This is a genomic window from Octadecabacter sp. R77987 (assembly GCF_042466115.1).
In the GTDB taxonomy this organism is placed as follows: Bacteria; Pseudomonadota; Alphaproteobacteria; order Rhodobacterales; family Rhodobacteraceae; genus SW4.
The window spans coordinates 1,540,014-1,552,771 of record NZ_JAXHBQ010000001.1; the positions used below are offsets into that span (position 1 = coordinate 1,540,014).

Consider the following 12,758-nt stretch of genomic DNA (forward strand, 5'->3'; position numbering starts at 1 on the left):
AATCACCACCACCCGCCTAGCCGAAATCCTTTTGCCGCAAGCGTTTTTCAATCCGGCGCAGGACCAATGACAGCGAGACAGTCATGATCAGATAGATCAGCGCGACCACATTATAGGTTTCAAAATAGCGGAAATTGCCCGCCGCCGTGACCTTGCCCAACTGCGTCACATCCAGCACGCCCAATACCGACACAAGCGAGGAATCCTTGATCATCGCGATGAAATCATTGCCCAAGGGTGGCAGAATGCGCCGGAACGCCTGTGGAAAGACGATATGGCGAAACCGTTGCCACGCCCCAAGGCCCAGCGCCTCGGCGGCTTCGATCTGGCCCTTCTCGATGCTTTGCAGCCCTGCGCGGAACACTTCGGCGATAAAGGCGGAATAGCCGATGGTCAGCGCGATAATGGCACGCCACATCAGGCTGAAATCACGGTTGCGGATCGTGTCGGCGCCAACCCCTTCCAGCCCCCAGTTGACCAAGGCAACCATCGCGGGCGCAATCACAAAGGCGACGTAAAGCAACAACACAAGGATCGGCACACCGCGCACGATCTCGATATAGAACCGGCAAAGCTGCCGGATCACCAGAAACCGCGAAAGTGAGCCGACCGCCAGCACCAGCCCGATAGCCGAAGCCATGGCAAACCCCGCAAGCGTGACGAAAATCGTCACCCAAATCCCCTTGGACAGGGTCATCAGAACCTTGTGATAAAGGTCATCCGCGACCACCCGATACATCAGATAGGCAGCAATACTGGCCGCAATCAACAGCCACCACGGAAAGTCGCGATCTTGGGGGGATTGGGGGATCATGGGATGCGTCGGGGCCAGCCAAAAGCCAGCCCCGCCAAAGGCTTATTCGCCAAGCTTGTAGTCAAGGAACCACTTGGTGTTCAGCGCCTCAAGCGTCCCATCGGCGGCCATATCGGCAATCGCCGCATTGATCGGTTCAACGAGATCAGACCCCTTGGGGAAGATGAAACCGAAATCTTCGGTGCCCAGTGGTTCGCCAATGATCTTCAGCCCGCCATCGGATGCCTCGACATAACCGGCACCGGCGGTGCCATCGGTCAGGACCATGTCCACATCGCCTGTGCGCAGCGCCTGCACGGTCGCACCGAACGTTTCCATCTGCACGATGCGCGGGTTGGCTTCGTCGCCGTCCAGCACGTCATAGACCGTCACGTAAAACGGCGTGGTGCCGGGCTGCGCGGCAGACAGCAGATCGGCGTCAGCGGCAAAAGAGGCGGCATCGGTGAAACGCTCCTCGTCGCCGCGCACCAGCATGACCATCTGGCTGGTCATGTAGCTGTCGGAAAAGTCGACGATTTCGGCGCGGTCCTCGCGGATGGTGATGCCTGTCATGCCCATGTCATATTGACCTTCGGACACCGCAGGGATCATCGCGTCCCAGCTGATATTTTCGTAAACGACAGTGGCATTCAGACGCGCGGCCACTTCGGCCATCGCATCATATTCCCAGCCGATCGCCTCGCCGTCAGCGATGAATTGCAGCGGCGGATAGGCATTTTCCGTGACAACGACAATTTCGCGGCCGTCCAGATCGGGCAAATGCCCTTCGGCCAGCGCGGTTGTCGCAAAAAGGGCCGCAGCGGCGGCAAAAGGGGCAAGCAGTTTCATGGCAGTCTCCCAAGTGTTGAACGGCGCGAGTATGGCGCAACGGGACGCGCGCGCAAGGGTCAGTGCGCGCAAACCGGACAATCCGCGCGGGGTTGCATCGCGATGGTGCGTGTCTCGCCATATAGCGCGTCATAGATCATCATCCGCCCGCGCAACGCCTCACCCGCACCGGTGATCACCTTGATCGCCTCGACAGCCATCATCGCGCCCAACACACCGGGGAGCGGGCCAATCACGCCCGCCTCGGCACAGGACGGGGCAAGGGACGGATCGGGGGCCTGCGGGAAGATACATTGGTAACACGGCGCGCCGTTCGCCGGATCATAGACGCTGATTTGCCCCTCCCACTGGGTCAGCGCGGCGGCAACCAACGGCACGCCCACCCGCACACAAGCGGCATTCACCAGATAGCGGGTGGCGAAGTTGTCAGTGCCATCAAGCACCAGATCGTATTCGGCGATCAGGTCATCCGCGATGCCATCATCCACACGGCGCTGATAGGTCTTTACGGCCACATTCGGGTTCTGCGCCTGCATCGCTGCCGCGGCCGAGCGCACCTTGGGCAGGCCGATATCACCGTCACGATGGATCACCTGCCGTTGCAGGTTGGAATTGTCGACCACATCATCGTCAATCACACCAATCGTGCCGACCCCAGCCGCCGCCAGATACAACAGAACGGGCGATCCAAGGCCACCGGCACCTACAACCAGAACGCGCGCATCTTTCAGCGCTTTCTGGCCCGGTCCCCCGACTTCGCGCAGCACGATGTGACGGGCGTAGCGGTCAAGTTCGGCCGCGCTGAATGTGCCGCCAACCACGGGAACATCCCGCGCCGCGACATGCGCCTTCACACGTGCCAAACCCGCGCGATACGCCAGCCCAATCCCGATAAAAGCGGCAATCATCAGCCAAAGCCGCGCATCGCCACCCGTTGCCTCGCGCAGCGGATGCCCATCGGGCAAAGCAAGCTGCACGACGATCACGCCAACAAACAGGATGCCGATCATGATCCAGCGCGCACGCATCGGGGCGCCCGTGACCGCCCCAAACACCCAAAGCGCCAGCGCCATGGCCAGAACCATGATCATCCCGTTTGCCCCGTCGATCCAAACCCGCCGGACCCTCGCGCGGTTTCGTCCAAGCCCCCGGCAACCACAAACTGCGCCTGCACTACAGGTGCGACAACCAACTGCGCAATCCGCTCGCCGTGGCGAATGACAAACGCGCTGTCCCCAGCGTTCATCACGATCACGCCCAATGGCCCGCGATAATCACTGTCAATCGTGCCGGGGCTGTTGGGAAGGGTAATTCCGTGTTTCAACGCCAAACCGGACCGCGGGCGCACCTGCACCTCGAACCCTTCGGGGATTTGCAGCCGTAAACCGGTTGGCACCAAGGCACGCGCACCTGCTGTCAGGATCACCTCACCGCGATCAGGCAGGTTGGCACAAACATCAGCGCCCGCCGCGCCTGCGGTTTGATAGGTGGGCAAAGGCAGGCTTTGATCAGCCCCATCGACCCATTCAACTGCAATCAGTGGCATGCCGCCCCCGCCTTTTGCAAAACACGGTTCACCGCATCAACCCAGCGCATCGGCAAGCCTTTGCGCCAGACGCGCGGCCACTGCATCCTTACCCATACGCGGCCAGTCTTCTGATCCATCTGCGGTAATCAGGGTCACATCGTTTTCAGACCCGCCCATGATGCCGGTAGCAGGCGACACGTCATTGGCAACGATCCAGTCACAGCCCTTGCGCTTGCGCTTGGCCGTGGCATTGGCGATCACATCATCGGTTTCGGCCGCAAAACCCACGACCAGTTTCGGGCGGCCTTCGCGTAACCCGCTGACCTGCGCCAGAATGTCGGGGTTTTCGGCGAATGTCAGCTTGGGCAAACCCTTGCCGTCTTTCTTGATCTTGCTGTCGCTGGCCCCTTTTACGTGCCAATCGGCAACCGCTGCTGCAAACACCGCTGCATCTGCGGGCAAGGCATCCCGAACCGCCGCCTGCATCTGCGCCGCCGTTTGGACCGGCACAACCGTCACACCATGGGGTGGCGGCACATCTGCCGGGCCGGTCACAAAGGTTACTTGCGCACCAAGCCCCAGCAACGCGCGCGCAATCGCCGTGCCTTGCGCGCCCGACGACCGGTTGGCGATATAGCGCACCGGATCAATCGGTTCGTGGGTTGGGCCGGAAGTCACCAGCACGTGTTTGCCTTTCAAAGGCCCGTCCGTCAGCGCAGCTTCAATCGCTGCGACGATTTCCATCGGTTCCGCCATCCGGCCCGGCCCGTATTCACCGCAAGCCATGTCGCCCTCGTTCGGGCCGACAACCAGAATGCCATCGCCTTGCAACGTGGCCAGATTGCGCCGGGTTGCGGCGTGTTCCCACATCCGCACGTTCATGCTGGGGGCGATCAGCACGCGTTTGTCCGTGGCCATCAACAGGGTCGAGGCCAGATCGTTGGCGTGCCCACCCGCCATTTTGGCCATCAAATCAGCGGTTGCAGGCGCAACGACCACCAGATCAGCGGCGCGGGACAGTTCGATATGGCCCATCTCGGCCTCGTCGGTCAGATCGAACAAGTCCTGATAGACCTTGGCCGCAGCCAGCCCCGATACAGACAGCGGTGTGACAAATTCCGCGCCTGCACGGGTCAGCACGGGCGTCACCTGATGCCCGCGTTCGCGCAAGCGGCGGATCAGATCAAGCGATTTGAACGCCGCGATCCCGCCACCGATGATCAGAAGGATATGTTTGGCCATACGCGCCACCCCTTTTTCGCTGTCTTAGGAGTAAGTGCGCCGCGCCTGAATGACAAGCTAGCGGAAGGCATCACAAGGGTCGGGGCGCACAACGCCTTTGGCGCTTAGAACAAGGTCAAACGCCCCGTCCATCGGCGCGTCATCTTCGGTTTGCCCCAGCGAAAAGATGATTGCGTTGGGCAAGACCCCGTCGAGGATCGACGGCATGCCCCAATCCTTGCGGGCGTGACCGTTGCCAGTGATCACCACTACCGCGCCCGACGTGTCAATCATCGCCTGTGCCACGGCGCGCGCAAGCGTGGCGTCGCGAAGGCGTTGGATATCAACCATGGCTGGCAGCATGTCCGGCGGCATGGCATTGCAATGCGCCTGATCTTGCAACGCGATGCGCGCAACCTGCTGGTCAGCGGGCAAGGCGCGATGCAATCCGTAGTCGCCCGCGTCCGCCCCGAATGTTGCAGCGATCCCGTCTGTCATGGATGCCCGTGCGACATCACGCGGGACGGCCGCGCCATAAATTCGCGCGTCTGCGGCCGCCACCAAGATCGGGGAATACATCGCAAAATCGGGCCAGCCTGCTTGCTCCCACCCCAGTAAATCCCCAAGCATTTCAGGGTCCTGGCGTGTTTCAGGCGTAACAAGCGCCGCCTGTTCCGGCGTCAGCATTTCCATAACGATTGCCGAAGGCGCAATGTGCGCCACCCATTGGGCCTGCAAGTCGTGATGCGCAGGGTTGTCGTGGATTTCGCCCAATACGACGACATCAGCCAGAACCGCAGCATCTGGCACCGCCTGCGCGGCGACCGGACCGGCCCAAATGGCCGCAATCAGGGCGAATATCCTCATGCGAGGAAGTGATGCACTTCCGTCGATTGCCCTTCAAGGCTTTTGCGCATCTTGCCAAAGGCGGCTGCTTCAAGCTGGCGCACGCGCTCCTTACTCAGGCCCAACTCGGTCCCAAGGCTTTCCAACGTGCGCGGATCGTCGCGCAGCTTGCGTTCGCGCACGATGAACCTTTCACGATCATTGAGGTTGTTCAACGCCGTCATCAACCATTGGCGCAGGGTTTCCGTATCGTGGCTGTTTTCAACGGTTTCGGCAGCCTGCGGCCCGTCATCGGCCAGCGCGTCAATCCATTCGCGGCCTTCGTCCTCGGCCGACTGGGTTGCATTCAGCGAAAAATCGGACCCTGACAACCGCCCCATCATCATCTCAACATCTTTCAAGGGCACACCCACTTCGCTCGCGATCTTTTCGCGCAGGTCGTGGCCCGAAAGGGTTTCACCGGTCGCCAAGGCCTCGCGCTCAAGCCGTGCCTGCACGCGGCGCAGGTTGAAGAACAGCGACTTTTGCGACGACGTGGAGCCGGTGCGTACCATCGACCAGTTGCGCATGACGTGGTCCTGAATGCTCGCCTTGATCCACCAAACCGCATAGGTCGAAAAGCGCACACCACGATCAGGGTCAAACTTGTCAGCCGCTTTCATCAGCCCCAGTGACGCCTCCTGGATCAGGTCATTCATCGGCGCGCCGTAGCGGCGAAACTTGCTGGCCATCGAAATCGCCAGCCGCATGTAGGCGGTGATCAGCCGGTGCAGCGCCTGTTCATCGCGCTTGTCGCGCCAGGCATAGGCCAGTTCCAATTCGGTCTCGGCATCCAGAAGTTCGGCCTTCATCGCGCGGCGCGTAAAAGTCTGGTCAGACGGTCCATCAAAAGCCATGTCGAAAACCCCCGTATTGTGTTGAGCAGTAACAACGTGTTCTTAAGAGGTATTACGCAACGCAAACTGCATCGGATCACCCATCGTGCCAGATTTTCCCTTGCCGCAACTCACTTTGGTCCTAGGGGGCGCGGCCTCGGGCAAGTCCGCTTTTGCAGAACGTCTGGTGGCCGGAACCGGGCGCGCGCGGGTCTATTTGGCAACGGCGCAGGTCTATGATGCTGAAATGGCTGATAAAGTTACGGCGCATCAGGCGCAGCGCGGCAGCAACTGGCACACGATCGAAGAACCGTTCGATATCGCGACACCATTGGCTGGCGTTTCTGCCGATCAGATCGTCCTGCTTGATTGTGCAACGCTTTGGCTGTCCAACGCCCTATTGGCCGACACCCCAGCGACCGACGCCGTTGACGACTTCATGAACGCACTCGCCGCCTGCCCTGCGCCCGTCGTTGTGGTCTCGAACGAGGTTGGCGCGGGAATCGTGCCCGACAACGCCCTTGCCCGCGCGTTTCGCAATGCCCAAGGCGCGCTTAATCAGGCTGTGGCCGCGCGCGCTGATCTGGTTGTAAATGTGATCGCCGGACTGCCAATGGTGCTCAAGGGCCAACTCTCATGACCCGTGTGTTCTGGGTGCGCCACGGTCCGACCCATGAAAAAGCGTTCGTCGGACATCGCGATGTGCCCGCCGATCTGTCCGACACGGCTCAGATTGCGCGAATTGATACCTACCTTCCTGTTGATGCCCTGATCGTGTCCTCGGACCTGTCGCGCGCCGTTGATACGGCCAACGCCATCCAGAACGCACGCACCCGCCTGCCCCACAGCAGCGATCTGCGCGAATTTGATTTTGGCGATTGGGACGGGTTGCACCACAGCGAGGTGGCCGCGCGCGACCCCGATCTTGTGCGTCAGTTTTGGGAAAACCCCGGTAAACTGGCAGCCCCCAACGGCGAAAGCTGGAACATGGTTGCGACCCGCGTCAACGCCGCGATTGACGGGATCGCCGCCGAAAACCCGCGCCGCGACATCATCGCTGTCGCGCATATCGGCGTGATCATGACGCAAATTCAGCGGGCCGGCGGGTGCACCGCATATCACGCCATGAGCCACCAGATCGCCAACTTTTCGATCACCGAGATCCAGATGTGGCCCACGATGGGAGTCGCGCGGATCAATCACCTTCCGTGATGACATTGCGCACAAATTTGCGCTGGGCGCAGGCACCGCATCGCCCTAGGATTTGCCCATGACGTATGAATTGTTCCTTGGAAATCGCCTTTATTTCAGCTGGTCCATCGCGGCCTTCATGATGTTTGAACACTTTGGTCTGGCCGATCAGGTCACGATTACCGTGTTTCAGCCGCAATCTGAAAGCGACGTCAAACGCCACCTGTCCCAGCTTGCACCCGCGCGCACCCTGCCGACGATGCGCACGCCTGAAGGGGTGATCGTGTCCGACAGCATGGCCATCGCCGAGGAACTGGCGAGCCGTCATCCCGACATTGCGTTCTGGCCGCGCGATCCGGCAAACCGCACCGTGGCGCGCACCCTGGCCAACGAAATGCATTCCAGCTTTGGTGGCTTGCGCGGCAACTGGCCGGTGAACCTGCGCCACGCCTACGTGCCTGTCACGCCGCCCTCCGAAATCGCCGCCGAACTTGACCGGCTTGAACTGATCTGGAGCAATGCGCGCAAGGTTACAGGCGCAACTGGCCCGTGGCTTTGCGGTGATTATTGCCTTGCCGATGCGATCTTTGCGCCAATGGCGGCGCGGCTCGCGGCCTATGGGTTCGATACGCGACCCACAACCAAAGCCTATGTCGCGGCCCACCTCGCCGATCCCGCGTTCCGCAAATGGCGTGCAAACGGTCTGGAACTTGATCCCGAAATGCCGAAATTCGAGCTGGATTTGCCCCACGCCGACTGGCCGAACTAGCCACACGTTAACCATTCTTAAACGCCTTTCCTGCCAAACCGTTAACCACGAATGGAAGGGACGGGAAACATGGTTGCACTGACCTATACGGTGGCTTTTGAAGGGGTCGAGGCGCGCCAGGTCGAGGTGCAATGCGCCATTTCGCCCGGAATGCCCGCGTTTTCCATTGTCGGACTTCCCGACAAGGCCGTGTCCGAGGCCCGCGAACGGGTCCGCGCAGCACTGACAGCGATGGCCATCGCCCTGCCGTCCAAGCGGATCACGATCAACATGTCGCCCGCCGACCTGCCCAAGGAAGGGTCGCACTATGACCTGCCCATCGCCGTGGCGCTGCTCTCGGCGCTCGACATCATCCCGCAGGACAAGGCACAGGAAACGCTGGCATTGGGGGAGCTTTCACTGGATGGCACATTGGTGCCGGTCGTCGGCGCATTGCCCGCTGCGATGGCCGCCGCAAGCGAAGAGCGCACCCTGCTTTGCCCGCAGGCCTGCGGGGCCGAGGCCGCATGGGTCGGCGCGGCCAATGTGATCGGCGCGCGGTCACTTGCAGACGTCGTGCGTCATTTCACCGGCCAGTCGGTCATTGCCCCAGCCAAACCCGGCGAGGTCACGCGCCCGACCCGCGCGCGCGACCTGCGCGATGTGAAGGGGCAGGAACGCGCCAAACGGGCACTGGAAATCGCGGCCGCCGGACGGCACCATCTGTTGATGGTCGGATCACCCGGTTCGGGGAAGTCCATGTTGGCGGCACGGCTTGCGGGTATTTTGCCGCCCCTTGATCCGGCCGAAGCGTTGGAAACCTCGATGATCCATTCGCTGTCAGGCTTGCTGGACGAAGGCGGCATCAGCCGCGAGCGCCCCTTTCGCGAACCCCACCATACGGCGTCCATGGCAGCAATTGTCGGCGGCGGGCGGGGTGCCAAACCAGGCGAAATCAGTCTGGCCCATAACGGCGTGTTGTTCATGGATGAATTCCCCGAATTTTCGCGCACCGTTCTCGAAACCCTGCGCCAGCCTATCGAAACAGGCGATGTGGTGGTGGCGCGGGCCAATGCGCATGTGCGGTACCCCTGCAAATTCATGCTGATCGCAGCGGCAAACCCCTGTAAATGCGGGTATTTGTCGGACCCGGCCCGCGCCTGCGCCCGTGTCCCGCAATGCGGCGAGGACTATCTGGGTCGCATTTCCGGCCCGTTGATGGACCGCTTTGATCTGCGCGTCGAAGTGCCGCCCGTTGCCTTTTCCGACCTTGATCTGCCTGCATCCGGCGACAGTTCGGCGCAAGTCGCCGCCCGCGTTGCCACCGCGCGCGATGTGCAGGCCGCGCGGTTCGCGGGGCATGCAGATGTGCGGGTCAACGCCGACATGGAAGGCGCACTACTCGAGGAAATCGCCACGCCTGACAGCGAGGGGCGCGCGTTGCTGACCAAGGTCGCGGAACGGTTTGGCCTATCAGCGCGGGGCTATCACCGCGTGCTGCGGGTCGCGCGCACCATTGCCGATCTGGACGGGGAATCGGACGTGCGCCAACCTCACGTGGCCGAAGCCGTGAGTTACCGTTTGGCGCTGGCCAGCGAGGTGTGAACCACCCGCGAAATCTGACCGATCGTCACCTCGGACTCAGGCAATTGCCAACCGGGAAAAATGGGCCAGACATGCGGCAGATTATGTTCTTCGGTAAGAACGGCATCAACGCCCTGGTCGACCAAAGCCGCGACCATGCGACGGGAATCATCATACAGGATTTCCGCGTCACCAACCCAGATGCGCACGGGTGCGGCCCCGACAAAATTCGCAAACAGTGGCGACGCGCGCGGATCATCGGCATCTGCGCCAGACAAGTACCCATCACGGCTTTCGGCCATGCGTTCGGGCGGTAAAACCACTTCGGTGTTTGCATTTCCTGTCATGCTGTCACCCGACAGGGTCAAGTCTGTCAACGGCGACAAAACCCAAACCACAAGCGGTTGCGCCAACCCGGCACTGCAGATCTGTGCCAATAGCGAAAGCGCCAAACCACCGCCCGCGCTGTCACCGGCCAGGATCACCGGACCTTGCGCAGCCAGTTCGCGATACACGCGCAACGCTGCGTCGGGCGCAGCAGGAAACGGGTTTTCAGGCGCAAGCGGATATTTTGGCAAGATCACACGCAGTCCGCACTTTTGCGAAATCCGCTTTGCGAAACCGTAATACGCCGTGGGACTGCCAAAAAAGTATCCGCCACCATGAAAATACAGGATCGGCACGCCGTCAGTTGGCCCGACCTCCATGACTTCGATCCCGCCAATGCGTGCCATTCGTGCGTCGCGTGGCGGCCCGTAAAACAGACGCATCTGCCCCGCAAACCGCTTGCGTGCCCGTTCGGGTTGCGCGGCTGACAAACGCGCCATCGCAGGCCGCTGGAACGCCCTTAACCATCGGTTCAAAAGGCGGGTGCGCAAGCTAGGCACGGCGGCGCTCGATCGCTTGCCAGATTTTCTCGGCAATGTTGGTGCCATCGAATCGTTCCAGTTCCTGAATGCCGGTGGGTGAGGTCACGTTGATTTCCGTGAGCCAGTCGCCAATCACGTCAATCCCGACAAACACCTGACCTTTTTCGCGCAACAGCGGGCCGATGCGCGCGCAAATCTCAAGGTCGCGCGGGGTAAGGTCAACTTTTTCGGCGCGCCCGCCCACATGCATGTTGGACCGCGTTTCGCCCTTGGCAGGCACGCGGTTGATTGCGCCCACAGGTTCGCCGTCAACCAGAATGACCCGCTTGTCGCCCGCAGACACAGCGGGCAGGAATTTCTGCGCGATCAGCGGTTCGTTGTTAATGCCCGTGAACATTTCATGAAGCGAGGCGAGGTTGCCGTCCTCGGCGTGCAGCTTGAACACGCCAGCACCGCCATTGCCGTAAAGCGGTTTCAGGATGATATCACCGTGGCGGGCGCGAAAGGCGCGCAGCGTATCCAGATCGCGCGCGACAGCCGTCGGCGGTGTCAGATCGGGAAAGTCCAGAACCAGCAGTTTTTCAGGATAGTTGCGCACCCAAAACGGGTCATTCACCACCAGCGTGTCGGGATGAATCCGGTCGAGCAGATGGGTTGTCGTGATATATCCCATGTCGAACGGCGGGTCCTGACGCAGCCAGACCACATCGAAATCGGCCAGATCAACCTCGGTCTCCGCGCCCAGCGCAAAGTGATTGCCCACCTCGCGTTTGACAGTCAGCGGCCAGCCGCGCGCGGTGATCCGCCCCTCTTGATAGGCAAGCCTGTCAGGCGTGTAATAAAACAGGGAATGGCCGCGCGCCTGCGCTTCTTCGGCGATGCGGAAGGTGCTGTCAGCGTCGATATTGATCGGCCCGATCGGGTCCATCTGAAACGCAACTTTGAGGGTCATCACGGGCTTCCTGTTTCACTGTCCCGTCTTAGATGGCCTAGGCTAGCTACAGGTGCAAGGCGCGCGCGCTAGAATTCCTGAAAGGCGTTTTCAAGGATCGCGATTTCACCGATCCCGTTCACTGTCGCAAGATCAAAGCGCACATCCGTCAACTGGCCGCGCGGCTGGGTGCCCAGAAATTCGCTGGCCGCCATGCTGATCCGGTCCATCTGGTGGCGCGACAGACTTTGGGCCGCGCGCCCGTGACTGCGGCTTTTCTTGACCTCGACGAAAATCAGGCCATCGCCGCTTTGCACGATCAAATCAATCTCGCCGCCCTTGCCCCGCCAGCGGCGGGATACGACCGTGCAACCACGGCGCTGATAATCCTGCGCAACCGCGTCCTCGGCAGATAGGCCTGCGTGATAAGACGTGATCCCGCTCATGTATCATCCTCAAGTTTCAGGGCCATTTGATAGACATCGCGCCGCGCCAGTCCGAACGCGCCCGCAACAGCCGTTGCCGCATCCTTGACCCGCATCGTTTTCATCGCGTCACGCAAGGCACCTTCAATTTCATCCGCGCCGGTTTCGCGGCCATCGCCGCGATCAACCAGCACCACAACTTCACCGCGCAGCGGTGTATCGCCGATCGCAAGCGACAGTTCGCCAAGCGTGCCACGCTGCACTTCTTCAAACTTTTTGGTCAGCTCGCGGCACACCACGGCCGACCGTCCGGCCCCCAAGACCTCGCACATATTGCTTAACAGTTTGCCAACGCGTTTGGGCAACTCGTAAAACACCAGCGTCGCGCGCACATCGGCCAAAGCGGCCAGTTCGCCGCGCCGCGCCGCATCGGTATTGGGCAGAAATCCGGCGAACAAAAACCTGTCGCTGGGCAGGCCCGACACAGTAAGTGCCGCCAGCACAGCCGAGGCGCCGGGCGCGCCAATCACTTGATATCCTTCAGTAATTGCTGCTCGGCCAAGGGCAAACCCCGGGTCCGCAACCAATGGTGTACCCGCTTCAGACACATAGGCCACGGATTTGCCATCGGCGATGTTCGCCATCAGACGCGCACGCACATGTTCACTGCTGTGGTCGTGGTAGGCGACGATCTGCCGGTCGCCCAATGGCACACCGTGAATATCCATCAGCTTGCGCGCCGTGCGCGTGTCTTCGGCAGCGATCACATCGGCACTGGCCAGAATATCCAGGCCGCGTAGTGTAATGTCACGCGCCGCCCCGATCGGGGTCGCGACAAAATACAGACCGGCAGAGAGTGGCTTGGTTTCAAAAATCATGACTCGACCCTTGTGCCCTC

At 61.2% G+C, this 12,758-nt stretch carries 15 protein-coding genes; 4 read left to right on the plus strand and 11 right to left on the minus strand.

Annotated elements, in window-relative coordinates; all coding sequences use genetic code 11:
• Positions 1–16: 16 nt before the first annotated feature.
• The 7 genes from SJY21_RS07800 to SJY21_RS07830 are packed head-to-tail and all read right to left on the minus strand — an operon-like array spanning position 17 to position 6,133.
• Positions 17–814, minus strand: coding sequence for an amino acid ABC transporter permease (locus SJY21_RS07800; protein WP_377508547.1), 798 nt, complete (start codon positions 812–814; stop codon positions 17–19).
• A 42-nt stretch (positions 815–856) separates the two neighbouring features.
• A complete protein-coding gene (locus tag SJY21_RS07805; RefSeq protein WP_377508550.1) occupies positions 857–1,642 on the minus strand; it encodes a transporter substrate-binding domain-containing protein in 786 nt (261 codons plus the stop codon).
• A 59-nt stretch (positions 1,643–1,701) separates the two neighbouring features.
• A complete protein-coding gene (locus SJY21_RS07810; protein WP_377508553.1) occupies positions 1,702–2,733 on the minus strand; it encodes a HesA/MoeB/ThiF family protein in 1,032 nt (343 codons plus the stop codon).
• A complete protein-coding gene (gene dut, locus SJY21_RS07815; protein ID WP_377508556.1) occupies positions 2,730–3,188 on the minus strand; it encodes a dUTP diphosphatase in 459 nt (152 codons plus the stop codon). The genes SJY21_RS07810 and dut overlap by 4 nt, the downstream gene beginning before the upstream one ends.
• Before the next feature lie 36 nt (positions 3,189–3,224).
• On the minus strand, positions 3,225–4,412 hold the full coding sequence (coaBC, locus tag SJY21_RS07820) for a bifunctional phosphopantothenoylcysteine decarboxylase/phosphopantothenate--cysteine ligase CoaBC (RefSeq protein ID WP_377508559.1): 1,188 nt from the start codon (positions 4,410–4,412) through the stop codon (positions 3,225–3,227).
• 57 nt (positions 4,413–4,469) lie between these two features.
• A complete protein-coding gene (locus tag SJY21_RS07825) occupies positions 4,470–5,258 on the minus strand; it encodes a ChaN family lipoprotein (RefSeq protein WP_377508562.1) in 789 nt (262 codons plus the stop codon).
• Complete coding sequence (locus SJY21_RS07830; protein ID WP_377508565.1) at positions 5,255–6,133, minus strand: RNA polymerase factor sigma-32; 879 nt, start codon at positions 6,131–6,133, stop codon at positions 5,255–5,257. Before SJY21_RS07830 ends, SJY21_RS07825 begins: the two co-directional genes overlap by 4 nt.
• Positions 6,134–6,218: 85 nt before the next feature.
• Here SJY21_RS07830 and cobU point away from each other — a divergent pair, with 85 nt between their 5' ends.
• From cobU to SJY21_RS07850, 4 genes are all read left to right on the plus strand, one after another.
• Entirely contained in the window at positions 6,219–6,752 is a 534-nt protein-coding gene (gene cobU / locus SJY21_RS07835; protein ID WP_377508568.1) for a bifunctional adenosylcobinamide kinase/adenosylcobinamide-phosphate guanylyltransferase, read from the plus strand.
• Positions 6,749–7,324, plus strand: coding sequence for a histidine phosphatase family protein (locus SJY21_RS07840; protein WP_377508571.1), 576 nt, complete (start codon positions 6,749–6,751; stop codon positions 7,322–7,324). Before cobU ends, SJY21_RS07840 begins: the two co-directional genes overlap by 4 nt.
• Positions 7,325–7,382: 58 nt before the next feature.
• Positions 7,383–8,072, plus strand: a complete 690-nt coding sequence (locus SJY21_RS07845; protein WP_377508574.1) for a glutathione S-transferase — start codon at positions 7,383–7,385, stop codon at positions 8,070–8,072.
• Positions 8,073–8,141: 69 nt separating this feature from the next.
• Positions 8,142–9,656: a YifB family Mg chelatase-like AAA ATPase gene (locus tag SJY21_RS07850; protein ID WP_377508577.1), complete on the plus strand. Its 1,515-nt coding sequence runs from the start codon at positions 8,142–8,144 to the stop codon at positions 9,654–9,656.
• Here the strand turns inward: SJY21_RS07850 and SJY21_RS07855 are convergent.
• The 4 genes from SJY21_RS07855 to rsmI form a co-directional block, all read right to left on the minus strand.
• A complete protein-coding gene (locus SJY21_RS07855; protein WP_377508580.1) occupies positions 9,626–10,570 on the minus strand; it encodes an alpha/beta hydrolase in 945 nt (314 codons plus the stop codon). The two genes, SJY21_RS07850 and SJY21_RS07855, sit on opposite strands and share 31 nt — an antisense overlap.
• The gene (gene gshB, locus SJY21_RS07860) at positions 10,515–11,456 is read right to left on the minus strand and encodes a glutathione synthase (protein WP_377508583.1); all 942 of its coding nucleotides are present in this window, start codon (positions 11,454–11,456) and stop codon (positions 10,515–10,517) included. The genes SJY21_RS07855 and gshB overlap by 56 nt, the downstream gene beginning before the upstream one ends.
• A 68-nt stretch (positions 11,457–11,524) precedes the next feature.
• Positions 11,525–11,881 (minus strand): YraN family protein, encoded by a 357-nt coding sequence (locus SJY21_RS07865; RefSeq protein WP_377508586.1) that lies wholly within the window; start codon positions 11,879–11,881, stop codon positions 11,525–11,527.
• Complete coding sequence (rsmI, locus tag SJY21_RS07870; protein WP_377508589.1) at positions 11,878–12,738, minus strand: 16S rRNA (cytidine(1402)-2'-O)-methyltransferase; 861 nt, start codon at positions 12,736–12,738, stop codon at positions 11,878–11,880. Before rsmI ends, SJY21_RS07865 begins: the two co-directional genes overlap by 4 nt.
• Positions 12,739–12,758 lie beyond the last annotated feature (20 nt).

What these genes read in the sequence shown, in the direction of transcription:
- SJY21_RS07800 (WP_377508547.1), bottom strand. Translation starts at nt 814, where the DNA reads ATGATCCCCCAATCCCCCCAAGATCGCGACTTTCCGTGGTGGCTGTTG.
- SJY21_RS07805 (WP_377508550.1), bottom strand. Translation starts at nt 1,642, where the DNA reads ATGAAACTGCTTGCCCCTTTTGCCGCCGCTGCGGCCCTTTTTGCGACA.
- SJY21_RS07810 (WP_377508553.1), bottom strand. Translation starts at nt 2,733, where the DNA reads ATGATCATGGTTCTGGCCATGGCGCTGGCGCTTTGGGTGTTTGGGGCG.
- dut (WP_377508556.1), bottom strand. Translation starts at nt 3,188, where the DNA reads ATGCCACTGATTGCAGTTGAATGGGTCGATGGGGCTGATCAAAGCCTG.
- coaBC (WP_377508559.1), bottom strand. Translation starts at nt 4,412, where the DNA reads ATGGCCAAACATATCCTTCTGATCATCGGTGGCGGGATCGCGGCGTTC.
- SJY21_RS07825 (WP_377508562.1), bottom strand. Translation starts at nt 5,258, where the DNA reads ATGAGGATATTCGCCCTGATTGCGGCCATTTGGGCCGGTCCGGTCGCC.
- SJY21_RS07830 (WP_377508565.1), bottom strand. Translation starts at nt 6,133, where the DNA reads ATGGCTTTTGATGGACCGTCTGACCAGACTTTTACGCGCCGCGCGATG.
- SJY21_RS07840 (WP_377508571.1), top strand. Translation starts at nt 6,749, where the DNA reads ATGACCCGTGTGTTCTGGGTGCGCCACGGTCCGACCCATGAAAAAGCG.
- SJY21_RS07845 (WP_377508574.1), top strand. Translation starts at nt 7,383, where the DNA reads ATGACGTATGAATTGTTCCTTGGAAATCGCCTTTATTTCAGCTGGTCC.
- SJY21_RS07850 (WP_377508577.1), top strand. Translation starts at nt 8,142, where the DNA reads ATGGTTGCACTGACCTATACGGTGGCTTTTGAAGGGGTCGAGGCGCGC.
- SJY21_RS07855 (WP_377508580.1), bottom strand. Translation starts at nt 10,570, where the DNA reads ATGGCACCAACATTGCCGAGAAAATCTGGCAAGCGATCGAGCGCCGCC.
- gshB (WP_377508583.1), bottom strand. Translation starts at nt 11,456, where the DNA reads ATGACCCTCAAAGTTGCGTTTCAGATGGACCCGATCGGGCCGATCAAT.
- SJY21_RS07865 (WP_377508586.1), bottom strand. Translation starts at nt 11,881, where the DNA reads ATGAGCGGGATCACGTCTTATCACGCAGGCCTATCTGCCGAGGACGCG.
- rsmI (WP_377508589.1), bottom strand. Translation starts at nt 12,738, where the DNA reads ATGATTTTTGAAACCAAGCCACTCTCTGCCGGTCTGTATTTTGTCGCG.